The organism is Caldicellulosiruptor changbaiensis (genome assembly GCF_003999255.1).
Lineage (GTDB): Bacteria > Bacillota > Thermoanaerobacteria > Caldicellulosiruptorales > Caldicellulosiruptoraceae > Caldicellulosiruptor > Caldicellulosiruptor changbaiensis.
The window spans coordinates 2,330,490-2,354,223 of sequence record NZ_CP034791.1 but is presented as its reverse complement, the minus strand read 5'-3'; the positions used below and the strand labels follow the sequence as shown (position 1 = coordinate 2,354,223).

Annotated in this window: 17 protein-coding genes and 2 pseudogenes; 13 read left to right on the top strand and 6 right to left on the bottom strand. The window is 33.9% G+C overall.

What is annotated here, in order from left to right:
• The 7 genes from ELD05_RS11400 to cysS all read left to right on the top strand — a co-directional run bounded on the left by ELD05_RS11400 (nucleotide 1) and on the right by cysS (nucleotide 10,139).
• Entirely contained in the window at nucleotides 1–984 is a 984-nt protein-coding gene (locus ELD05_RS11400; RefSeq protein ID WP_127352521.1) for an AAA family ATPase, read from the top strand.
• A complete protein-coding gene (locus tag ELD05_RS11395) occupies nucleotides 911–1,876 on the top strand; it encodes a DUF58 domain-containing protein (protein WP_241243699.1) in 966 nt (321 codons plus the stop codon). The genes ELD05_RS11400 and ELD05_RS11395 overlap by 74 nt, the downstream gene beginning before the upstream one ends.
• Nucleotides 1,877–1,878: 2 nt before the next feature.
• Nucleotides 1,879–3,690 (top strand): vWA domain-containing protein, encoded by a 1,812-nt coding sequence (locus ELD05_RS11390; RefSeq protein ID WP_127352519.1) that lies wholly within the window; start codon nucleotides 1,879–1,881, stop codon nucleotides 3,688–3,690.
• Nucleotides 3,674–6,403, top strand: coding sequence for a VWA domain-containing protein (locus tag ELD05_RS11385; protein ID WP_127352518.1), 2,730 nt, complete (start codon nucleotides 3,674–3,676; stop codon nucleotides 6,401–6,403). The genes ELD05_RS11390 and ELD05_RS11385 overlap by 17 nt, the downstream gene beginning before the upstream one ends.
• A 175-nt stretch (nucleotides 6,404–6,578) precedes the next feature.
• Nucleotides 6,579–8,036: a glutamate--tRNA ligase gene (gltX, locus tag ELD05_RS11380; protein ID WP_127352517.1), complete on the top strand. Its 1,458-nt coding sequence runs from the start codon at nucleotides 6,579–6,581 to the stop codon at nucleotides 8,034–8,036.
• A gap of 44 nt (nucleotides 8,037–8,080) precedes the next feature.
• Nucleotides 8,081–8,785, top strand: a complete 705-nt coding sequence (gene epsC / locus ELD05_RS11375; protein ID WP_127352516.1) for a serine O-acetyltransferase EpsC — start codon at nucleotides 8,081–8,083, stop codon at nucleotides 8,783–8,785.
• Entirely contained in the window at nucleotides 8,742–10,139 is a 1,398-nt protein-coding gene (cysS, locus tag ELD05_RS11370; RefSeq protein WP_127352515.1) for a cysteine--tRNA ligase, read from the top strand. The genes epsC and cysS overlap by 44 nt, the downstream gene beginning before the upstream one ends.
• A gap of 219 nt (nucleotides 10,140–10,358) precedes the next feature.
• On the opposite strand, the gene ELD05_RS14820 is transcribed toward cysS, so the two are convergent.
• On the bottom strand, nucleotides 10,359–10,484 hold the full coding sequence (locus ELD05_RS14820; protein ID WP_277601416.1) for a hypothetical protein: 126 nt from the start codon (nucleotides 10,482–10,484) through the stop codon (nucleotides 10,359–10,361).
• A gap of 1,097 nt (nucleotides 10,485–11,581) precedes the next feature.
• Between ELD05_RS14820 and ELD05_RS11365 the strand changes: the two genes are divergently transcribed.
• From ELD05_RS11365 to ELD05_RS11345, 5 genes and pseudogenes are all read left to right on the top strand, one after another.
• The gene (locus tag ELD05_RS11365; protein WP_127352514.1) at nucleotides 11,582–11,875 is read left to right on the top strand and encodes a hypothetical protein; all 294 of its coding nucleotides are present in this window, start codon (nucleotides 11,582–11,584) and stop codon (nucleotides 11,873–11,875) included.
• Between the two features lie 314 nt (nucleotides 11,876–12,189).
• Entirely contained in the window at nucleotides 12,190–12,552 is a 363-nt protein-coding gene (locus ELD05_RS11360; protein WP_127352513.1) for a hypothetical protein, read from the top strand.
• A 166-nt stretch (nucleotides 12,553–12,718) separates the two neighbouring features.
• Entirely contained in the window at nucleotides 12,719–13,480 is a 762-nt protein-coding gene (locus ELD05_RS11355) for a prolipoprotein diacylglyceryl transferase (protein WP_127352512.1), read from the top strand.
• Nucleotides 13,481–13,817: 337 nt separating this feature from the next.
• A pseudogene (locus ELD05_RS11350) lies at nucleotides 13,818–14,765 on the top strand (transposase).
• A 479-nt stretch (nucleotides 14,766–15,244) separates the two neighbouring features.
• Nucleotides 15,245–16,489 (top strand): beta-galactosidase, encoded by a 1,245-nt coding sequence (locus ELD05_RS11345; protein WP_206516884.1) that lies wholly within the window; start codon nucleotides 15,245–15,247, stop codon nucleotides 16,487–16,489.
• A 153-nt stretch (nucleotides 16,490–16,642) separates the two neighbouring features.
• On the opposite strand, the gene ELD05_RS11340 is transcribed toward ELD05_RS11345, so the two are convergent.
• Together ELD05_RS11340 and ELD05_RS11335 are read right to left on the bottom strand one after the other, a co-directional pair.
• Nucleotides 16,643–16,999 (bottom strand): gamma-glutamylcyclotransferase family protein, encoded by a 357-nt coding sequence (locus ELD05_RS11340; protein WP_127352511.1) that lies wholly within the window; start codon nucleotides 16,997–16,999, stop codon nucleotides 16,643–16,645.
• A gap of 55 nt (nucleotides 17,000–17,054) precedes the next feature.
• Complete coding sequence (locus tag ELD05_RS11335; protein WP_127352510.1) at nucleotides 17,055–17,447, bottom strand: winged helix-turn-helix transcriptional regulator; 393 nt, start codon at nucleotides 17,445–17,447, stop codon at nucleotides 17,055–17,057.
• Nucleotides 17,448–17,592: 145 nt separating this feature from the next.
• Here ELD05_RS11335 and ELD05_RS11330 point away from each other — a divergent pair, with 145 nt between their 5' ends.
• Nucleotides 17,593–18,780, top strand: coding sequence for an iron-containing alcohol dehydrogenase (locus tag ELD05_RS11330; protein ID WP_127352509.1), 1,188 nt, complete (start codon nucleotides 17,593–17,595; stop codon nucleotides 18,778–18,780).
• A gap of 169 nt (nucleotides 18,781–18,949) precedes the next feature.
• Here ELD05_RS11330 and ELD05_RS11325 read toward each other — a convergent pair.
• From ELD05_RS11325 to ELD05_RS11315, 3 genes and pseudogenes are all read right to left on the bottom strand, one after another.
• Nucleotides 18,950–19,934 (bottom strand): annotated as a pseudogene (locus ELD05_RS11325) (Rpn family recombination-promoting nuclease/putative transposase).
• A gap of 210 nt (nucleotides 19,935–20,144) precedes the next feature.
• A complete protein-coding gene (locus tag ELD05_RS11320; protein ID WP_127352508.1) occupies nucleotides 20,145–22,034 on the bottom strand; it encodes an APC family permease in 1,890 nt (629 codons plus the stop codon).
• Between the two features lie 534 nt (nucleotides 22,035–22,568).
• The gene (locus ELD05_RS11315) at nucleotides 22,569–23,726 is read right to left on the bottom strand and encodes an FIST signal transduction protein (protein WP_127352507.1); all 1,158 of its coding nucleotides are present in this window, start codon (nucleotides 23,724–23,726) and stop codon (nucleotides 22,569–22,571) included.
• Nucleotides 23,727–23,734: the final 8 nt, after the last annotated feature.

The following is a 23,734-nucleotide window of genomic DNA, read 5'->3' as shown; positions in this document are numbered from 1 at the left end:
ATGGATTTGATTTTACAGAATATTGAATATACAATGGAAGTTTTAAACAAGATAGAAGGTGAAATTACCAAAGTCATAATTGGGCAAAAAGATATTATCAGAAAGGTCTTAATTGCTATCTTCTGCGGCGGAAATGTTCTTTTAGAGGGTCTGCCAGGCGTGGGAAAGACTCATTTGGTAAAGTCAATTGCAAAAGTTTTAAACCTCAAGTTTTCCAGAATACAATTTACTCCTGACTTAATGCCATCAGACATTGTGGGTACAAATATAATTTCCAAAGACAAAGATGGTTTTTTAAATTTTACGTTTCAAAAAGGTCCGATATTTGCTAATATCATTCTGGCTGATGAGATAAATAGAGCAACACCAAAAACGCAATCGGCATTGTTAGAAGCCATGCAAGAAAAAACCGTCACTGTTATGGGCACAACTTACAAGCTTGATGAGCCGTTTTTTGTGCTTGCAACGCAAAATCCTCTTGAACAGGAAGGGACATATCCACTTCCTGAAGCACAGCAGGATAGGTTCATGTTTAAAGTGGATGTTCCACTTCCTGGCTTTGATGAGATGATTGAAATTGTCAACCTGACAACTGAAAGTCAAATGCCAGAGCCAAATAAAATAATTGAGGCACAAGAGATAATTCAAATTGGAGAGATAATCAGAAAAGTACCGATTGCAAGGCCAGTTTTGGAGTATGCTGCAAGGCTTGTTATGAGTACACAGCCACATATAGAGCAAAATGAGATTGCAAAAAAATACTTGAGGTTTGGAGCAGGTCCAAGGGCTTTACAGCACATTGTCTTAGGTGCAAAGGCAAATGCACTATTTGAAGGAAGGCCGAATGTTGCATTTGATGATATTAAAAGTTTGGCTAAAAGCGTTCTTTGCCACAGAATTGGACTTAACTTTGAGGCAATCTCAGAAGGTAAAAAACCTGCTGATATTGTTGAGGAGATTTTGCAAAGTCTTAAAGAATGGTAAAAAGGTTATAAGCAAAAGTGGTGATATTTTAATGTTTGGCGGACTTGTTGATGACAAGCTTCTTGCAAGTATCAGCAATTTGAAGTTCGAATTTAATATAAGTATAACTTCGCAATTTGAAGGTCAGCAGAAAGCAAAAGGGCGTGGGAATTCCCTTGAGTTCAGTGACCATCGGGAATACATACCGGGTGATGACTTTAGAAAGGTGAATTTCAAGATATATGCAGCAACTCAAAGACTTTATGTTAAACTTTTTGAGCAAGAAAGACAAACAACATATAATTTTTTTATTGATATGTCAAAATCAATGGACTTTGGTAGCACCACAAAAAAGGGTGATATGGCAAAAGCGCTTGTTGCATGCCTTTGTTATATTGCTTTGTCGCAACTTGATGGTGTCAATATATTTTTGGTCAAAGAGGACCATATTTTGCACTCAGGTCATTTTAAAAGCAAGCAAAGTTTTGCAAAGATTGTAAAGTTCTTGGAGGATGCACAATTTGAAGGTTTGGCAAATTTTGATAATATCAAAAATGTCTTTATTCCGCGAAAAAGTATTTCATTTATCTTTTCTGACTTTTTATTCGAAGGTGCAGAGAATGTTTTGAAAATTCTTTTGAGAAAGTCTTCGTTTGTATATTGCTGTCAGGTGTTAGACAGGCTTGAAGTGTTTCCTCAATTTGATTATTCATTTTGCGAGCTTATTGATAGTGAAAGTAATAAAAAGGTCAATATTGAGATTTCTGATGCCTTAATCAAATGGTATCAGCAAGAGTTAAGAAATCTTCAAAATACATTGAAAGAGCTGGTTCAAAAAGCAAATGGAAGGTTTTATGAGATTTTGACATCTGATAATCTAAATAAAATCTTGTTTGGGATGGTTGGAGTATAAAAATGAGATTCACACAGCCGCTGTATTTACTGTTTCTTTTGAGCATACCTGTACTTGTTGTGTTGTACATGATAAGACCAAAATATAAAAAGGTGGTCATTTCCAGCACTTATTTGTGGGAAAGGTTAAAAAAACAAAAGAGGGTATCAAAACCGGCACAAAAACTGAGACTAAGCCTTCTTTTAATACTGGGGATTTTAACACTTGCTGCATTTTCACTAAATCTTGCAGGTCCATATATTTCTATTACAGACACCAAAAAGAAGGTCATTTTTGCATTTGATGTGGGTAGTACAATGAACTGCTTGACACATGACAACAAAACCTATCTTGAAAAATCTAAAGAAATTGCAAGAAGTATTTTAGATACACTGTTCAAAGACTCTAAGGTGAGCATTGTCACATTTTCTGATAGCATTGAGGTTTTGGCAAAAGATGTTTCTCCCTCTTTTGCAAAAATTTCTATTGGTAAAGTGCTGCCAACCTATTATGTCACAAACTTAAAAGAAAGTATCAATGTTATTTCAAAATTGTTTGATACCTCAAGTTATACTTTCTTTTTGTTTACAGACAAAAAGGTAAAAGTACAAGATAACCTACATGTATTTGAGTTTCCAAAACCAGATGATAATGTTAGTATAGACAATGTTTCACTTTCTGCTTTCAAAGATGGATTTGATGCAGCTGTGGTGGTTACAAACAGGGGACTGAAGAGAGCAAGTTTTGAGATTGAGCTTTTTGCAGACCAAAAACTTGTTGGTGTAAAAAGCGTGATGCTTTTGCCAAAGCAGTCTGAGAGTGTGATTTTTGAGAAAATAAAAGGGAATTACAAGGTTGTATGGGCAAGGATAAACTATCCTGACCGCTTAAGAGAAGACAATATTTTTTGGACAATTTTAGCCCCACCGCCAACTAAAAAGAAAGTTTTGTATGTTGGCAAAGGAAACTTTTTCTTGGAAAAGGCATTTTCAGCTTTTGATGATGTTGAGCTGTACAAGTTACAAGATGTAAAAAATATAGCTGATGGCTTTGATATATACGTATTTGACGGTATTGTTCCTCAAAAGTTTCCTAAAAAGGGAGCTTGTATATTCATTTTATCTAAAGACAAAGATGTATCTAAACTATTAGGAGTATCAATAGGAAATAAGACAGACATTGAGGGGTATGCGAGATTTGTAAAGTCTAGTATTTCAAGAAACATTGATGGAATGGAATTTGCTGTTCAAAAAGCAATCTCAATTGATGATAAAAGACTTGAACCTGTTGCAAAACTTTTCGGCAAACCGGTTATTTCTTTTGGTATAGTAAAAAACCTCCCTACAGTATTAATTGGCTTTGCAATTGACGACAGTGACCTTCCGCTGAAAGTCTCTTTTCCCATATTAATAACCAACATCAAAAATAACTTTGTTAGGGGGAACCAGCCATTTGAGAAGATGACATTCTATCCAGGCGAGGAAATAAAAGTTTTTTCGTATACAGATGGAAAAGCTGAAATTATTCTACCCAGTAATAAAAGGGAAGTTGTGAATTTTGCTTCATACCCTTTGATTCTTCCTAAAAACGACCGGTTGGGAGTTTATACCTTGAATTTAAGTAATAACACAAGCTACAAATTTGCAGTAAATTATCCTACTTATGCTCTGGATGAATCTGAAGAAAAAAAGACAGATGCTACTTTAGCTTTTTCGGAAACTGGTGCAAAGACCAATGCTAAAGTTCCGTATCTCTTGAAGGATATATTATTGATACTATCGCTAATATTTTTGACTTTTGAGTGGATGGTGTTTATGAATGAGAATAAGTCTTGAAAGACCGCTTATTTTATTGTTAATACCCATTTTAGGAGTAGTTATTTGGCTTCTGTCAAAAAGGTTTTATAAAGAAGGCTTAGGGAAAAAGTTTGTTGTTGTTCTGAGGATTGTTATATTCCTTCTTATTATATTAGCACTTTCAATACCAAAGCTTACAATATCATCAAACAAAGTTGCAACTATTTACCTTGCAGACCTGTCGGATAGTAATGCCAAAAACATTGATAAGATGAAAGACTTTATCCAAAAAGCGATAAAGCTAAAAAAATCAAATGAAATGCAGTCTGTGGTTGTGTTTGGACAGGATACTAATGTGGAATTTTCCTTAAAGAATAATCCTAAATTTTCTGAGTTTGGGTCAGTGGTTGATACAAGTGAGACTAACATTGAAAATGCCATAAAGTTTGCAGCAAATTTATTTCCCAAGGACTTTCAAAAAAGACTTGTGATTTTGACAGATGGGAAAGAAACGGTTGGCAATGCAAAGACTACTATTGATTTGCTCAACAACAATGGCATAGATGTGAAAGTTTTGCTTTTGAAAAGTGAAAAGGAAAAAGATATTCAGTTTTCAAGTCTCAAAATTCCCCAAAAAGTGGTTAAAAATCAGGAGTTTTCTGTATTTGCTAATATAAACAGTACATATCCTGCATCTGCTCAGCTCAAAATTTTCAGAGATGGCAGTTTGATTTTTTCTCAAAAAATAATGCTTGAAAAAGGCGAGAACAGGTTTGTGATTAAAGACAAACTGCCCAGAGAAGGTATTTACAGGTATCAGGGTGTAATTGAAGCAGAGGATGATGAGGAGGATAAAAACAATTTTGCATATGCAATGTGTCAGGTCAAAAAGCCACAGAAGGTTTTGGTGGTTTACCAGAATATTGATGATGTGAAAAATGTCAGAAGCCTTCTTGATTCATATTCAGCAGATTATGATATGGTAATTAGCGATAATGTAGATTTTGGGCTTGATAGACTTATGCAGTATTCATTTGTGGTTTTGTGTAATGTATCAAAAAACCATTTGACCGACAAATTTTTAAATGATTGCGAAAGGTATGTAAAGGACTTGGGCGGCGGACTTTTGGTGATTGGCGGTGAAAATTCGTACGCACTTGGCAACTATTCAAATTCGGTGCTGGAAAAGATGTTGCCTGTCAAAATGCAGCTTAAAAACAAAGAGAAGGAAAGAAATGTGGCTGTGGTTCTTGTCATTGACCATTCGAGAAGCATGGGCGAAAGTAATTTAGGAAATATAAACAAATTGGAAATTGCCAAAAGCGCTGCTGCAAAGATGATTGACCATCTTGAGAGCTCAGATAGTGTTGGTGTTATTGCCTTTGACCATAACTTTTACTGGGCAAGTAAGTTTGGGAAACTAAAAAGCAAAAATGAGGTTATAGAAAACATCTCCGGAATTCAGATAGGTGGTGGGACAGCTATAATTCCACCGCTAACTGAAGCTGTCAATACGCTTAGAAAATCTAAAGCTAAAGACAAGGTGATTGTTCTTCTCACTGATGGATATGGTGAGGAGGGCGGTTATGAATATCCAGCAAGTATTGCTAAAAGGAATAATATAAAGATTACAACAATTGGCGTAGGTTCTTCTATAAATGCGCCAATTTTGAGCTGGATGGCAGCATATACCTCAGGGAGATTTTATTATGTCAAGGATGCTTCAAACCTAATTGATGTGTTTTTGAAAGAGGCAAAGATTATAAAAGGAAAGTATATAAAGGAGAAAAAATTTATCCCTAAGGTTGTTGAAACGAACTTTATAAACTCTGCCTTTTCTTCATATCCGCCGCTTTATGGTTACATTGCCACAACAAAAAAGGATATTGCAACAAGTCTTCTTGTAAGTGATGAGGATGAGCCCATTTTGACAGTTTGGAGATATGGGCTTGGCAAAACTGCTGCGTGGTGTTCAGACTTAAACGGCAGCTGGTCGCGTGACTGGGTGATGTGGGACAAATTTTCAAAGTTTTTTTCAAATCTTTTCAAATGGCTTGAAAAGGGTGCCGAAGATGACAGTTTTACTTTTGATGTGCAAAAGGAAAAAGGGCTTGTTGTCAGTATAAATGGGAAGTTTAAAAGCAATGCTACTGCAACTCTAAAGTGCATCTATCCAAATGCTGCAGAGAAGATGTTAAAAATGAAAAGGACTTCACCTGACAAGTTTGAAACAATGGCTGAGTTTATGCCGGGGAATTACACCTTTGTTGCTTTTGTGACTGAAGATGGAAAAACAAAAATGTCCACCTTTTTATACTCTATAAATTACTCTGATGAATTTAGGGTGGATTTTGACAGCAGCAGGTTTGAGCAGTTTATTGCACTGTCAAATGCAAAAGTTGTAAAAAATCCCGGAGATATCTATAAGGGTAAACTTAAAGAAGTGTACTCTCAGCAGGATTTGAGTGATTTTCTTATTATTCTTTGCATTTTTCTTTTTCTTTTAGAAATTGCAATCAGGAGATTTGCACTGTATGTTCAGATTGAAAGGTTGTTCCTTCAAACATGCAATACTATGAAAAAAGTAAAGTATCTAAAAATTAAAATGGATTTTGGTAAAAAAGATTTAATCACAAAGGCTAATGACACACGTAAACCAGGAAAAAAAGTAAAACTATTATCTAAAAAAGAAAAGAAACAGGATGAAAAAGACCACGAGATATTAGATATAAAAAAGTTGAGAAGATTTTAAAATGTCCATTGAAAATTAAATAAGCTATTGTTTTTTGCATTGACTATAGAATTTTCAAAGATTATACTTTAAAAAAGAGAATATGTTTTTAATTCTTTCCTAAAGGATAAAATAAATGAGCTATTGAGATACAGAAATAATTCATAAAATTCAAAAGAAAGGACTGAAGTATACAGTGGAAGTAAGAACAAGATTTGCACCAAGCCCAACAGGGCACCTTCACATTGGCGGTGCAAGAACAGCACTTTTCAACTACCTTTTTGCCAAAAGATATGGTGGAAAGTTTATCTTGAGAATAGAAGATACAGACTTGGAGCGTTCTTCAGTTGAATCCGAAAAGGTCATAATAGAAAGTTTAAGGTGGCTTGGGATTGAATGGGACGAAGGAGTTGAGGTGGGAGGTCCAGATGGACCATATCGATCAACAGAAAGAGTTGATATCTACAAAAAGTATGTAGATGTGCTTTTTGAAAAAGGCTACGCATACTATTGTTATTGTACAGAAGAGGAGCTTGAAGCTCAAAGACAAGAGCTTTTATCAAAAGGTCAGATGCCAAGATATCTTGGTAAGTGCAGGAATTTAACAGAAGAGCAAAAAAGAAGATTTGAGCAGGAGGGGAGAAAACCAGCAGTCAGGTTCAGAGTACCAGAAGGTGTTAAGATAGTTGTCCATGACCTTGTGCGTGGAGAGGTTGAGTTTTTAAGCGATGATATTGGCGACTTTGTTATTGTCAAGTCTGATGGAATTCCCACATATAACTTTGCGGTTGTCATAGATGACCACTTGATGAAGATTTCGCATGTTATAAGAGGTGAAGAGCATCTTTCAAACACTCCGCGCCAGATTTTAATTTACAACGCACTTGGGTTTGACTTGCCACAGTTTGCGCACGTGTCTTTGATTTTAGGAAAAGACAGGACAAAGATGTCAAAGCGCCACGGTTCTGCTTGGGTCGAACAGTATAAAGATCAAGGATATTTAAAAGAGGGGCTCATAAACTTCTTGGCTTTACTTGGCTGGTCACCACCAGAGGATAAAGAAATATTTGACATGGAATATCTAATTGAGAATTTCTCATTAGATAGAGTTTCCAAAAATCCTGCAATATTTGACATTGATAAGCTAAATTATATAAACTCTCAGCACATTAAACTAAAATCATTGGATGAACTTACCCAGATGTGCATACCATACTTTGTTGAAGCTGGATATATCAATGAAGATGAGGCAAAGTCCAAATTTGAATGGCTCAAGAAGATAGTAAAATCTGTGTATGAAGGACTGGATTATCTATCTCAAATAAAAGACAGGGTTGATATCTTCTTTAACAATGAAGTCAAAATAGAAGAAGATGAGGCAAAAGAGGTCTTAAAGTGGGATCATGTGAAGGATTTAATTAATGTGTTTGAAAATAAGATAAGGCAGATGAATGAATTAACTCCAGAAGCTATTAAGCTACTTTTCAAAGAGATTCAAAAAGAGACAGGTTACAAGGGCAAAAACCTGTTTATGCCAATAAGAGTTGCGTTGACTGGTAAAACCCATGGCCCTGAGCTGGTGGAGATAATAGAGATTGTGGGTAAAGAAAACATACTAAAACGATTGGAATTCTTCAAAACGTGGTATAATTAGAGTAGATTTATTTTGAACTTTTTTAGAAGGAGTTATGAAGAAGTATGTTTAAATTCATCAGGATGATAAAAGAAGAGATGGATGTCATTATGGAAAAAGACCCTGCTTGCAAAAGCAGGCTTGAGACACTTTTATACCCCAGTCTTTGGGCAATAATTTATCACAGGATTGCTCACTGGTTTTATCAAAGAAGGATGTACTTTATTGCCCGCTGGATTTCTCAGCGAGCCCGCCACAAAACAGGAATTGAGATACACCCCGGGGCTAAGATTGGCAGGCGTGTATTTATAGACCATGGCATGGGTGTTGTAATTGGTGAGACAGCTGAGATTGGCGATGATGTACTGATTTATCAAGGCGTTACATTAGGTGGAACAGGTAAAGAAAAGGGTAAGCGCCATCCTACAATTGGCAACAATGTCTTAATTGGTGCTGGTGCAAAGGTTTTAGGACCCTTTAAGGTGGGGGATAATACGAAAATCGGTGCAAATGCAGTTGTTCTTCGTGAGGTTGAAGACAACTCAACAGTAGTTGGGGTACCAGGAAGGGTTGTAAGAAAAGAGAAAAAGGAAAAGCCAACTGTTGAAGAACAGCTTGACCAGATTAGATTTCCCGACCCGCTTGCAATGCAAATTTGCAGGCTTGAAGCAAGGATAGAAGACTTAGAGAAAAAACTTGCCGAGTACGAAAGGAGATTAAAAGAGTATGAAGCTTTACAACACTCTGACAATGATAAAAGAGGAGTTTGAGCCGTTAGAAGAAAGCAAAGTAAAGATGTACGTATGTGGTCCAACTGTCTATGATTTTATTCACATTGGCAATGCCCGGCCTTTGATCGTATTTGACACTTTGAGGCGGTACTTTGAGTATAAAGGCTATGAGGTTATATACATCCAAAACTTTACTGATATTGAAGATAAGATGATAAACAGAGCAAACAAAGAGGGCATAACCGTCTTTGAACTTGCTGAAAGATTCATACAAGAGTATTACAAAGACGCAGACAGGCTAAATGTCAAGCGAGCAACCAAAAATCCAAGAGCAACAGAAGAGATAGAAGATATGATAGCCCTGATACAAAGGCTTATAGACAACGGATATGCATATGTTGTTGATGGTGATGTGTATTTTAGGACAAGAAAATTTGCAGAATATGGAAAGCTTTCTCACAAGAACATTGAAGAGCTGATGGCTGGCGCGCGTGTTGATCCAAACGAGAAGAAAGAAGACCCGCTTGATTTTGCCCTGTGGAAGGCTAAAAAAGAAGGTGAGCCAGCCTGGAGTTCACCTTGGGGTGAGGGTAGGCCCGGCTGGCATATAGAGTGTTCTGTTATGGCAATGAAATACCTTGGGCAGACTATAGACATTCATGCAGGTGGGCAGGATTTGATCTTTCCTCATCATGAAAATGAGATTGCACAGAGCGAGGCTGCAACAGGAAAACCTTTTGCACGTTTTTGGCTTCACAATGGGTATGTGAATATAAACAATGAAAAGATGTCAAAGTCGCTTGGGAACTTTTTTACTGTAAGAGAAATTATCGAAAAATACCATCCTGAGGCACTGAGACTTTTTATGCTTCAAGCTCATTATAGAAAGCCTTTAAACTTTTCTCTTGATTTGATTGAACAGGCAGAAAGCGCGCTGAAGAGAATCTACACATGTTATGAAAACCTTGAATATTTGATTAAAAACGGAACAACGTCAAATAGTAGCGACAGTACACTTAAAGCTGTCTTAAAAGAGCTAAAAGCAAAATTTATAGATGCAATGGAAGATGACCTCAACACTGCCGAGGCAACAGGATATCTTTTTGAGATGGTAAGAGAAATAAATACACATGCAAATACGTGCTCAAAAGATGTGCTGATTTTGGCAAGAGACACTTTAAAAGAGCTTTGCAGCATTTTAGGAATCTTAGAGCAATATGAAGAGAAAAAGGATGAAATTCCACCAGAGATTTTAGAGCTTGTTGAAAAGAGAAATGAGGCAAGAAAAGCTAAAAACTTTCTTGAAGCGGACAGGATACGAGATGAGCTAAAGAGTTTAGGCTATATAGTTTTGGACACACCCCAAGGCACAAAGGTTGAGAGGGTGAGATAAATAAAGAAGGGCTTTTCCCACTTTTAAGTAATATTGTGGGCAAGCCCTTTTTACTCCTATTATACGATTTAAATTTACTATAGTCGAAATAGCTATAATTTTCCTATTTTTGTTGCTATCATAAACATATTCAATTTTGGTATATTTCGAAATACTGTTTCCAGTTCAAACTTTCATGGTTCTTTGCCTCTTAGTTATGTTTACTTCAAATACCTTTCATTATATCGATATTAGACTCTTTTGGGAACCAAAATCCAAAGAGTCATCGTCAATAGCTAAATACAGTTTTGCCTTTTTGTATTTTAAATCATAGATGTTTATCATTATCATAACTATCATAAACATCGTTTTAAAATTTCTGCTAAATAAAATTTTTAGCATATTTGTTTAATAATACTATTAATGCTTTTTCCTTGTTCACTGAATTCCCAAGGAGAGTAATTTTTATCTTACCAGACATAATAATATAGAGTCAAGAAGCACTAATCTTGTGTATCTATGCTCTAGGAATGTCACGTTTTACTTTTTGTATCTTCCTGTATAATTAATTTTTTCCTTGACACTTATATACTGGCTCTACAATTCTTACTGTTCAATAAATTTCTAATACTTTTTTATCATAGCCCTGAAATTGCTTTTTTAATTTATTGTAATCTTTTCAAAAAGTTTTCAATGCATTATACAATAATAAGAATAAGAACCAAAATATCTATGCCCTTTTTCCTAAAAATTTCACTCTTTTATACCTTACTCTCAATAGATAATTGTGCTAAGTATCGTGCAAAAAAACGACGAAATAATGAATATTTTTTCGATTTTTAAAAATTTTTATTGAAAATTTTTCTTGGAATTAGTATAATATGAATATAATATAAACAATATATAAGATTTTTAATTGAATATTGTTTGAAAAGTGTTAGAACTTTAAAGAAATAGAACAGAATATTTTACTGATTTTAGTAAAAGAAAAAGAGTATTCTTTACGGGCTAAAGTGTAAATGAGAATTTGTGAGAAACAAATTTTGTACGTGTAAAAATGAGAAATATTAAAAAAGGAAAAGGGTATAAAAAATAAGATGAATAATTGGAAATCTGCAGATAATCAGGGTATGTGAAGAGCTACTGCGAAAACAGTATGAGAGAGTTTTGTTAAGTCTTAATGGTACAAGCCACAGAAAAGGGTAGCGACAATGCATACAGTGGAAAGTAAGCATACAATTCAATAAAAAGATAATCAATTGAATCGACAAATAAATGACATAGTATATACTTAATATACAACAATATGTGATTTTCTTTTTGAAAACCTTGCAAGGTTTGTAGGGAAAGTAGTAAAGTACAAGGTATAAAGGCAGGATTAATATATTTTGGTTTGTCCTTCTTTTTAATCTCTCTTTAAAATCTAATTATTTTAAGAAGAGTTAAGTTGTTTAGGGAGTTAAATGAAGGTATACGAACTAGGAATATTTCCTCAGGATATTAGCGCATGGGACTTCTTGATAGGACTGGTAGTTGTATTTTTGTTTTTCGTAGGATTTTGTGCAATATATTATGGAATTTTGAAGTTGTTAAAAAAAGAGCTAATTTCAAGAATGACTGTTGTAGCAAGTGTAGTAAATTTTATTTCTCTTGGTTGGGCTGTGTTAGTAAGGATTGTATTTCAGTATATTTTGGAAACGGATAGTGGTCCTAGCTTAGACCATCGCAGTACTTTTTTATCTGGGAGTGAATTTTAGTTCAGCGAAAATAATTTGCGTAAACAAAGGTTAACAAGCAATTTACATAATAAATCTTTGCATATATATTGATGATTCCAATTCTTCTGATAGTTGGCAACTCAATTTTAAAAACTCAAATAGGCAGTCTGGGGATTTAAAATGAAAGTAAATAACTAATTAGGTTGCAAAGTTATATGTGCCAAAAGAATGCATTTTAGCAACTATAATAACTGGCAGAAAGTTAACAAATAAAGGGTGACTTAAAACGCTCACAGGTGAGCGTTTTAAGGAAATAGAATTATGAAATCTAATGTAAAGGGGTGTAATCGCAAATGGAGACAAAGTCTCAAAAATCTATTGCTCCTTTAATTTTGGGTATATGTGGAGCTATTTTTTCCCTGCCATCTTTTTTGTGTACATCATGCGTAAGCGCTTTATTGTCGGCTTCTAATGAGAAAAGCGCTAAGGCTGCTGGTGGATTTATCCTGATAATGGGAATTATACAACTGATAGGGGGAATTGTGGGTGGAGTTCTAAGTTTATCTAAAACTAAGGTTGCGGGAATAATATTTGTAGCAAGTTCGATTATTGCACTAATTGCTCTCTTTGCTACGCTATTTTCAAATATTTTTGTGTGGATAGTACTGATCTTATATGTGATTGCTGCTATTATTTGTTTTGTTCAAAAGGCATAAGATATAACAAGTTTTAAAACAAAAATCATCTACACTAATGCTAAATAGGATTAAAAGGAGCTACTTGGAATATTCCAGGTAGTTCCCAATTGAAAAATAAATTAAACATGTTGAGCAATAATAACTGAAATTGAACTTCACTAGTACAGTAAGTGAAGGTGAAAAAATGGAAGTTGAGTTGCATAAATCAATAAATATTGATTCTAATATTCCGTTTTATAATATATTGGGCGGAATTGGTTTTACAATAGGAGTTTATTTATTTATTAAAGAACTTAGAGAAAAAAAGATTAGTCCTAATATGCAGACATTTTTACTATCTATTTACATATTTTCTACACTTTGTGGATTAATACTTGCCAACATAGGAAATTGGTTTATTAAACCGGGCATATTGAAACTTCCATTATCTGAAAGATTTCAGAAAGCAGGCTTCACTTTTTACTTTGGTGTTATAGGTTTTTTTGTTATTTCTTACATATTGTTAAAATTGTTTAAAGTAAAAAAATCCGCAGAGATTTACAATAGTGTCATACCTTCTTTATTAATATTTCATTCATTTGGTAGAATTGGATGTATGTTTGCAGGCTGTTGTTATGGTAAAATAGTAGATTGGAAACTGTTCAATATTTTTGAAATCAAAAGATTCCCAACTAGAGAAGTGGAAGCAATATTTCTTTTTGTCCTTTTTTTAATAATGAAATACAAAGTCAAATCTAATAGAGTTTTGCTCTATTTTCTGTCATATCCCATTTTTAGATTTTTTATTGAATTTGCACGAGGGGACAACAGAGGTGTCTTGATTACTAGTTATTTTTCTCCCAGTCAATTGATTTCTATAGTGTTATTTCTAATTGCTTTTATTTATCTTTTACACAGGAAGGTAATAAAAAGGGTGAAATATTACAAGGAAGTTTTAGATGTATGAAATTAAGTTTAAATCAGATAATTGTAACTATTTATGGATGATATTAGTAAAAAATCAGTTTTCGGTTGTTTTCAAAAAGAAATACAATTAGTGTTGCATTTAAGTTGTCAAAATTTGATATTGAAAGTTATTTTAAGAGCAAATGTAATTGATATAAGATATATGCTAAAGATTCAAAATTATGTCGATTTTTTTCAGAATATATTGAAAAAATTAGCTTGTTGAATAAAACAGATTAACAGAAAAGACAATAAATAGATATATATAAAAAGCCATCCTCCTTAAGGTAAAATTATAGCAAGAGAAGACTAAAAACACCTAACTAAGGAGGATGGCAATGTCTAATTTTATTAAAACACAAAAACAAAAATTTTTAAAGATACTTATGACAATTGAGAAAGTAATAAAAGCCTTGGGATTAAAGATAAAAAGCAGCAGGAGAGGAAGACCGGAGAAATTTAAGCTAAGCCATATAATAGCTTGTTTTGTTTACAAAGTCAAAAGCAAGATAAACAGCTTCAGGGAATTAGAATACAAGATAAATGAAGATGAAGAATTTAAAAAGGCTATAGGGATAGAGAAGAGCCCTGATCATTCATATTTTTCGAAATGGGCAAAAGTAATTGAAGAAGAATATATAGAAGGAATAGCAAGAATTTTAGTGAGAGAAATAGATCCGCAGACAAAAGTTTGTGCTATAGATTCTACACCTTTGAGAAGCTCGAGGGATGACAAAGAGGCAGAAGTAGGAGTATGTGTTAGTTTAGGTTTTTACAATGGGTATAAATTACATGTGTTAGCAACAGTTGAAGATGAGGTTATACCTATGGTATGGTGGTTGACACGTGCAAATATCCATGACAGTAAAGTAGTAGAACTTTTGTATGAAGCTAAGATATTTGGCTTGAGGTAATATTGGCAGATGCAGGTTATGATTGTGCGAAGTTGTTTGAGGTGGCAGATAGACTTGAGGTAAAGTTTGTAGCGGCGGTAAATAAGAGAAATAGTAAGGATTTTAGTAATGTAAAAAATATTTTGAGGGTAAAAAATATGGAATTTTTAAGAAGTGAGGAAGGACAAAGGCTATATAAGCAAAGGACAAAAATTGAAAGATTATTTGGAAAGTTAAAAGGAGAGTACAATTTAGAACAAGTAAGGCTAAGAGGTTTTAGAACATATAAGAAGCATGTAGACTGGATTATGATTACTTATTTGATAGAGGTCTATATTCAAAAAAATTGAAAACTGTAAATTTTCTTTTAAATACACGTGGAGTAATTTATAGTTCTATATAATAACATTAATGGTATAATTATTTATTCAACAACTTGATTAAATTACATAAAATTGGTGCTAAATTTGATGAAGTTCCAATAATTCTCAGATATGACCTTAAAAAAGGAATAAGTAAAATGAAAGTCATAGGAACAATTATTCAAAGTTTGCGGCTTATTTTTAAACTTAAATTTAAATTGCGATACTAATTTTTGGTTATTTTCCAACTGTTAACACAAATTACTTGTGATAAAAAATAAAACAATTATCTTTTTTGCTTATTTCGCAACAAAATTATTTTACAAAGCTTTTTATAATTGGAAATTCATTTATCAAGTTTAACTAAAACGAATAAAACAGTTGCAAGTTTCAAAAATAATAAAAAGGAAAAATCTTGATACAAGATATACCGAAAGAGTAAGGAAATTGAAAAATATGGATTGCGAGATTGAGATAACATTAAAAAGTACATAAAAGGGGAGAAGCAGGATGGGAAAGGAAAAGAAATTTTGTTTAGTTGCAAGATATAATATTACCAGAGTAATGATAGTACTCTTAGTTATCATATCTGTGTTAACTGATTGGTTTAATTATTTTAGTTATAATGTAATAGGGCAATCTGGGATAAAACACAATACAATATATTTTTACAGAAAGGATGGATGGATAAAAAATATTAGATTTGTATCGTGGGGCGGAATAGGGAATCCAAAGCGTGTATGGACAGCTGCAAAGATAGGTATAGACGCTCATCGTTTACCTTTTATACCATGGCCAGACGAAAACGGTAATTACAATTTTGAGATTATTGACAAGTATTTACCACTTCTACATAAAGCAGGCATAAAAGTAATAATATCATTTTATTCTCATGGCATTCCAGATTGGTTTTGGGAAAAGTATCCAGAGGCAATTCCTAAAACTGCAGATGACAAAATAAACCAAATTTGGGGACGATGGGGAGGTTCGCCCTGGCATCCAGTAGTTAGAGAAGAACTAAAAAAGGGCATAAATGCTCTATTCAAACATTTGAGAGAAAGGGATTTGCTAAAGTATGTTAATGGAGTAGATATTGGAGTGGGAATGGAGGGAATACTTTCTTATCCGTGGGATGCCTTTTGGGGTTTTGATCCTTATGCTATTGGAGCATATCAACAATATATACAATCCCATTATTCAGATATTGAAAAGCTCAATTATGCATGGGGAACTAATTATAAAAGTTTTAATGAAGTTTTTCCACCTCCTTACTGGGAAGATACTCTGAATTGTAAAACTTTTGTTGAATTTTATAGGGGTACTTTGTTGGATATGAGTATAATTTTGAGTGATGAAGTTTCAAAAAATTTCAATCCTTCTATGTGGTATTGGTTAGCGCATTTTATCAGAGATTCAGAACGTCCTTATACTGCTCGTTATCCTGTATTTTATATGAGTTGTTTAAGAAATATTGGTCGAGCGGATATTGTTCAAACTTCTATTGTTCCTGGATGGCAAACTAAAGAAGAAATTCAGCAGCTTCAAAAGCTTGGACTTCAGGTAATTGGAGAATGGTTAATAAATCCAAATCCTGAACAACAGCTCCAACAAGCTCAAATGGCTTGGGATTTGGGATGTGATGGACTTTTTGTAGGAACATTGGAAAATTTGCTAAACGAACAAGGGGAATTAACAGAAACAGGTATTGTGACTGCTGAAATAATTAAACGTTGGAAAACTAATAAGCGGCCTTAGATGATAAAAGTTAAAAAAGTTTAATTCTTTTTTTACCAGTCATTTGGAAGTAAACACTTTATTTTTTATTTACAATTAGTAAAGATTAAAGTACATTCAGGTGGATACTTTTAGTCACCTCAGGTCCTAGAAATTAGTGTTTACTTTTATTTTTTATCCATTCCACGGTTGACTTTCAAATGGTATGTAGTTATTCTCATCAACATCACAAAGATAAATATACGCCCATGCTTTAATTTTCCTGTTGTCATTTAATATAACCTCAACCTCTTTTCTTTTGTAAAGCTCACCCTCATCCTCAAATTCATCTATTTTCTTTAAGGTGCTTGGATCAATTTGGTAAACCTCACCAAGCACCTTTGAGTTTTCTTTTGGTACTATCGCTGGGTACCAGCTTACCTTGTAAAGCCCAAAGCCTTCTAAAATGGCTTTTCCTATAAATTTACAGCCTTTGAGCAAATAGTTGTGGCTGTTATGAGAAAGAAGGCTGCCATAGACAAAAAGGTACATTTGTAAATATCCCCCTTTTTAATTTTAAAATTTTGCCAGCGGCTTTTCTCTGTGTTCAGGAATCATCCTGAGCAATCTCACAGGAATCTTCATTGCAAAGACAGTACTTTAGTTTATATCCAAAATAGTTGTACTTATCAGCCCAGTCGCACATTATATCTAAGATAGGTAGTACTTCTTTTCCTTTTTCGGTTATTGTATACTCAACCTTAATAGGTACTTCAGGATAGACCTTTCTCTCAACAAGTCCATACTCCTCAAGCTCACGAAGCTGTTTTGTTAAAATTCTGTGAGTAATATCAGGAATTAAGTGTTGCAGCTGAGCAAATCTAAGTGTTCCATATTCACCTAAATACCACAAAATAAGTGGTTTCCATTTTCCACCTATTACTTCAAATGCTACTTCTATTTCGCATGTTGCTTCTTTGACTTTCTGCTTTTGAGCCATATCAAAAACACCTTCCTTTAGTATCATCTATGATACTTTATATCCAAAAAGTGCACTCTTGTAAACGTTGACAAGAATATTATACTAAACTTAAAAGGAATTTTGGCTCTGAGTTTTGAAATTATATTTTGGAGGGATAAAAACCATGGAAAATTTAGTGTTTAACTACTTTATGCCGACAAAAATTCTCTTTGGTCCAGGAAGTTTAAACAGGCTCAGAGACGAGAATTTGCCTGGCAAAAAGGCTTTGATTGTCATATCAGCAGGTACCTCTATGAAAAAGTATGGATACTTGGACAGGTTAATTTCTATCTTAAAAGAAAAAGGAATAGACTATGTTGTATTTGACAAGATTTTGCCAAATCCTATCAAAAAACATGTTATGGAAGGGGCAAGATTAGCAAAAGAAGAAGGCTGTGATTTTGTGATTGGTCTTGGTGGTGGAAGCAGCATCGACTCTGCAAAAAGCATTGCTCTTATGGCAAAACACGAGGGTGATTACTGGGACTATATTGTCGGTGGGACAGGCAAAGGAAAAGTACCGACAAACGGTGCACTTCCTATTGTGGCAATAACAACAACAGCTGGAACTGGAACAGAGGCTGACCCTTGGACTGTTATAACAAATGAAGAAACAAACGAAAAAATAGGCTATGGCAATCAGTACACATTTCCGACGCTTTCTGTGGTTGACCCAGAGCTTATGTTAAGTGTGCCACCGCACCTTACTGCATACCAAGGGTTTGACGCTTTCTTCCATGCGGTTGAAGGGTATATTGCAAAGATTGCAACACCAGTAAGTGATATGTTTGCACTCAAAAGCGTTGGGCTTATAGCAAAGTACTTGCCGCTTTGCGTAAAAGATGGGACAAATATAGAGGCAAGAACATATGTTGCACTTGCAAACACATTGGCAGGGTTTGTTGAATCGTTATCAAGCTGTACATCAGAGCATTCAATGGAACATGCTCTCTCTGCATTTTATCCAGATTTGCCACATGGTGCAGGACTTATAATGCTATCTGAAGCATACCATACATTCTTTGCATCAAAAGTGCCTCAAAGGTATATCCAGCTTGCAAGAGCAATGGGCATTGATGTTGACGGCTTGCCAGAGGATGAAAGACCATTTGCATTTGTCAAGGCAATGAAAAAGCTTCAGGAAGAGTGCGGTGTTGGGAATTTGAAGATGTCTGACTATGGAATTAAAGAGGATGAAATTGAAAAGCTTGCTGACAACGCAGTAAAAACAATGGGCGGACTTTTTGAGGTTGACCCGTATAAGCTTTCTTTTGAAGAGACAGTAGGAATTATGAGAAAGGCGTATAAATAAATTAAATAAATGTTTACAATAATTATAAATCGAATCCAAAAAATACAAAAGGAGCTATTCGGCAACAAATCTGAATAGCTCCTTTTATTCTAAAGTCTATTAATGAAGAATAAAAAAACATCATTGTTTGCTCGATATGATATTAGAACACAGTAACAAAAAGTTATCCTCAATTCATGAGATTACTCCTTACTTTTTTTATTTGTTCAATTTCTAATCCTGTTACCTTAGCTATAAAATTATCATCTGCTCCTGCAAGTATCATATTTTTCACTATGTTCATAAGAGTTTCTTTTGAACCTTTTTCAATTCCCTGCTTTATTCCTTCTTCGATTCCTTCCTCATATCCTTTTTCTTTTCCTTTTTCTTCAGCTTGTTTATAGTATTCTTGAATCAGTTGTTGAACATTGAATATAAAATCACCCACATCATCCACCCCCTCTTCTTCTATTTTTTTTTAAAAGATCATCAATCATATTTTTCATTTGATCTATTACCTGAGGTCGTACAATTCTCAACAGCCATGAACAAAATACCTTAAGCTGCTCCTGAGGTAGCCCCCTTATGTATTCAGATACTTCATTCAGCTTTTTCACAAATTCTTCTGCATATCGCTTCGACTTTTCTAAATACAGTATACTGCTCAAAAGGTCTAACCGGCCTTTGAGTTTTTCTTCATCAAGTTTATTTACGTCTACTAACCAGTAGTTGAATATATCATCCTTAAATATATCATACCCTCTTATTATATGTCGAGGAACACTCCAGTTCTTTTTACCATTATAAAGCACAATAGGAATTATCGGGGGTAAAAGTTCCTCCTTATTTTCTTCCATATGCCTTTTCCATATTAAATTCATATATTCAAATAGTCTTATTGGCATACTTTCATCTACTGTTGATTGAGCCTCGATCAAAACATAAAAATAGATATCTGTTTCCTCTAATTTTGCCTTATAAATGACATCTGCTTCCTTTTCTAAGAACTCGTCTTTAATAAAGCTCCTGTCTACAAACTCCAAACTCTCTGGATCTATTTTATCTACCCAGTCCCTGTCTAAATGATCTTTTAAAAAATTTAAAAATACATCCTTAAATTGTAAAACTCTTTTAAAAGTTAAGTCATACTGGTTGTGTGGAACTTTTTGTGTCATTATTTTACTTCCTATCCTTCCTTTTTTATATTAAAACTTCGTTGTCGAAAAATTTTTAATTATCTTGATTTTTAATTTAATTATACCATAAAACTTAATTGATTTCACAAAAAACAATTTCATTTTAAACAAGACTACAGCATGACAAAAAACAATAAAAAGACATAGCCAGCTTGCGCAAAGCAGATGGCTATGTCCTTTTTTTATTACTTAGTCTTCCTCTAATATCTTCCACAAAGGTTTGTTCTTTTTCTTCAAAACCACATCATCATCTTTCAGCTGCAGCGGCATGACAGATACAACAATGTGCTTGTGTTTTAAAAGCTCTTTTTCTATAAACAGCCACGTATGATTGTGCAAAATCTTTTGCCACCAGCGCTGTACAGTAAATTTGGGTATGATGACTGTTATCATGTCCCCCTTTTGATAGTTGTACTCTTCTGACTTTATATACTCTAAAAGCGGTTCTAATATTTTTCTATAAGGTGAATACCTTATTACAAGTGGGATGGAGCAGTTGAGCATTTTATATCTTTCTTGGAGCTTTTTTGCCTGCTCTTCATTTATTGATACATTAAAAGCAATTACATTGTCTGAGATTGTCTTTGCAAATCTCAAAGCACGAATGCTTGCCTTGTTTAAACTTTCAATTGGAACAATAACCCTGTTTCTATATATATTGTGTTCAACATCCAAAAGTTCTTTATCTTCAGGCTTTACTCTTAACTGGTCGGCAACGGCAATATAATGAAGCTTTACCTTTATCATTGCAAAGACAAGTAGAGGAATTAAAAGAACAACAATCCACGCACCTTCTTTAAATTTAGTTATTGCAATTATAATGACAACAACAAATGTTGTGAGTGCACCAAATCCGTTTATAAATGCTTTTATGTGCCAATGACTACCTTTGTTCTTAAGCCATCTTACAAACATACCTGATTGAGATAGTGTAAATGATATAAAAACACCAACCGCATAAAGTCCAATGAGTGCTGTGACGTTACCATTAAATGCTACAATCAAAAGTGCGGATACCAAAGCAAGGATGATAATTCCATTTGAGTAGCTAAGCTTATCACCTTTAAGGCTGAGCTGCCTTGGAACAAATTCTTCTTTTGCCATGACAGCGACAAGCATTGGGAAACCCGAAAATGCAGTGTTTGCAGCAAAAACAAGGATTATAAAGGTTGTTGCAGCAACAATGTAATACATAAAGCTTTTGCCAAAAATTTCTTGCGCCATCAAAACAAGAATGGCACCTTCAGTAGGAACTATATGATAGTGTGTTGCCAAAAGTGTTGTTCCGCCAAATAACACGAGGATTATCAAAGATAATAAAAGCAAAACAGTTTTAGCATGTTTTGTTGCCGGGTCTTTAAAGTTTGGAACAGCATTTGATACAGCTTCAATACCAGTCAGTGCTGTGCACCCGCTTGCAAATGCCTTCAAAAGCAAAACTAAAGTAACAGGATGGGAGGAATAGTTTATCTTTGGCTCTGGCGGAACATATCCCATCTTTAGCTTTATATATCCCCCTATAATTAAAGCCAAAATTGAAAACATAAAAGCATAAGCAGGTATACCAAATATTCTGGATGATTCTCTTATTCCTCGTAAATTTCCAATCATCAAAAATAGAACTAAAAATAGACATAGAGCAATCTTATAAGGCTTTAAAAATTCAAGTGCGGTTACAATCTGGTCAACACCCGACGAGATAGAAACTGCCACTGTCAAGATGTAATCAACAGACAAAGCTGCTCCCGCCACAATTCCTGCCAAAACACCAAGATTGTCTTTTGCGACGATAAACGCGCCGCCACCATTTGGATAGTTTTCAATAGTTTGTCTGTAAGAGAGCATTAAAATAAAAAGAAGTATTATGATTGCGGAAGTTACAACAGATATTTCTTTAAAAGCGAGAAATCCTATTGCAGGCAAGAGTACATACAAAATTTCTTGTCCAGCGTAAGCAACAGATGATATAGCATCGCTTGATAGAATTGGCAATCCCCATAAAACACCATATTTTTCTGTCTTCTCTGCTTCATTTGGCAAAGGCTTTCCTATAAGGATTCTCTTTAGTTTTTCAAACAAGCCAAAACTCCCCCTCTGAGTAGTTGATTTAAGTAATTTTCACATGATTACAAAATTATATTCCCCTAAAAATTTTAATTCAATTGTTATTTTGATGTTTTATAGATAGTAAAATATACACGTTGTAGAGATTATGCACTAAAAATTAGGTTGTCAAAAAATAGCTCAAGTAGTTTATTTCTCTGAGACTTTTAAAATATGAGCCAAAAAAAGGAAATAAAAATATGCACAAAACTAAGAGTGATAAATTGTAAAAGATTTATAGTGAAGTGAAAGATTATGAGTATAAAGTCAAGTTTTGGTATATATGGCTTAGTAACTGAAATTAAACTATTTTATTTTGTCTATCAAGAGATACTTCAAGGTGCAAAGGAACCCAAAGAGGTTAAACTCCACTTATAGGAAATACAAGGATTGAAAAAGATGAGTAGATAAGCAGATAGTAGTTAAGAAGAATCCTTTTTTTTAAAAGATTAGGGCTGGAGTCCTAATGCTTAGGACTCCAGCCCCTTTTTGCTCTTTAAATTTTGAATGCTACTTCAACAAAAGTGCTGTTAAAGTGTGATTTATATGTGTAATATACTGCTCACCGTAAGTATGAAAACCAATAGTATTTATGGAAGAAAATATATCTGCATATTCGGGAAGTTGAGAATTTTCTAACAATTCAAGTTTTCTATACCCACAATTAAAAGCTATTAATGCTGAGTACTTATCGTCTTTGACAGTGTCATACAGAGCTGAGATTGTATCAGTGACAATGTCTTTTGAACGGGATTCGAGAAGATTTACCTGGCTTCCTTCTTCGATAGCACAATAAAAAGTCATTTTGTCATCAAATATATCTTTTACAGACCTAACAAATGGTTGACCTTCGACAACAATGCCAAGAGGATACCTTATTTTTAGTTTATCAAAATCTTCATCTTTAATTTCTAAATTGTATGTAGATTTTAAATAGTCGCGTAGTGCATTTTTATACACAAGTCCTGCTGGTTTATAATCAAGTTCTAAAATTGCCTTATTATTGAAGTCTGCTTTTGTTACGGTATAAGAGTATGGCAAGATGCTCATTGATTGTGTTTTTATTATTTGATAGCCATATGGTTTTAATACACACAACACAAATCCTTTATCCTTGACTAAAGAATTATATATGACTGGAGCATATTTAAATTCAAAATTGTCTGCTGAAGAGCCACCTACAAATATTAAGTCGCTTTTAGCTGATAGGATATTCATCATTGTTTCTTCTTTTAAAGATGTGCCACCGCTTAAGATCAATCCTACGTATTGAGATATATCAAAGTCTTCTTGGTGTGATAATCCAAAATGACTTTTTGCATTTGCTAAAAACTGATCTATTTTTTCAACCGATGGCGTATCAATTAACTCAATATAATAATCCATAACATTTGTTAAAAGATTTATTGCAACAATTGAATTTTCTAAACTAAGACCAGAGATAAACTCGCCACATGACATGCATCCGATAAAATCTATATTTTTATTTTCAAGGCTTTTAGACATTTCAGATGCAAAATTGTCTAAATTATAGGAATATGAAACAAAACATACAATCAGACCCCTTTTATCTTTTGTATTTTCCAATTCAAGACCTTCTAAGATTTCATTAACTGCTTCTTTGATGTCTTTTTTAACAGTATAAGCAATTTTACCATTTCCACTCATACATCTTT

What these genes read in the sequence shown, in the direction of transcription:
- ELD05_RS11400 (WP_127352521.1), top strand. Translation starts at nt 1, where the DNA reads ATGGATTTGATTTTACAGAATATTGAATATACAATGGAAGTTTTAAAC.
- ELD05_RS11390 (WP_127352519.1), top strand. Translation starts at nt 1,879, where the DNA reads ATGAGATTCACACAGCCGCTGTATTTACTGTTTCTTTTGAGCATACCT.
- ELD05_RS11385 (WP_127352518.1), top strand. Translation starts at nt 3,674, where the DNA reads ATGAGAATAAGTCTTGAAAGACCGCTTATTTTATTGTTAATACCCATT.
- epsC (WP_127352516.1), top strand. Translation starts at nt 8,081, where the DNA reads ATGTTTAAATTCATCAGGATGATAAAAGAAGAGATGGATGTCATTATG.
- cysS (WP_127352515.1), top strand. Translation starts at nt 8,742, where the DNA reads ATGAAGCTTTACAACACTCTGACAATGATAAAAGAGGAGTTTGAGCCG.
- ELD05_RS14820 (WP_277601416.1), bottom strand. Translation starts at nt 10,484, where the DNA reads ATGTTTATGATAGTTATGATAATGATAAACATCTATGATTTAAAATAC.
- ELD05_RS11365 (WP_127352514.1), top strand. Translation starts at nt 11,582, where the DNA reads ATGAAGGTATACGAACTAGGAATATTTCCTCAGGATATTAGCGCATGG.
- ELD05_RS11360 (WP_127352513.1), top strand. Translation starts at nt 12,190, where the DNA reads ATGGAGACAAAGTCTCAAAAATCTATTGCTCCTTTAATTTTGGGTATA.
- ELD05_RS11355 (WP_127352512.1), top strand. Translation starts at nt 12,719, where the DNA reads ATGGAAGTTGAGTTGCATAAATCAATAAATATTGATTCTAATATTCCG.
- ELD05_RS11345 (WP_206516884.1), top strand. Translation starts at nt 15,245, where the DNA reads ATGGGAAAGGAAAAGAAATTTTGTTTAGTTGCAAGATATAATATTACC.
- ELD05_RS11340 (WP_127352511.1), bottom strand. Translation starts at nt 16,999, where the DNA reads ATGTACCTTTTTGTCTATGGCAGCCTTCTTTCTCATAACAGCCACAAC.
- ELD05_RS11335 (WP_127352510.1), bottom strand. Translation starts at nt 17,447, where the DNA reads ATGGCTCAAAAGCAGAAAGTCAAAGAAGCAACATGCGAAATAGAAGTA.
- ELD05_RS11330 (WP_127352509.1), top strand. Translation starts at nt 17,593, where the DNA reads ATGGAAAATTTAGTGTTTAACTACTTTATGCCGACAAAAATTCTCTTT.
- ELD05_RS11315 (WP_127352507.1), bottom strand. Translation starts at nt 23,726, where the DNA reads ATGAGTGGAAATGGTAAAATTGCTTATACTGTTAAAAAAGACATCAAA.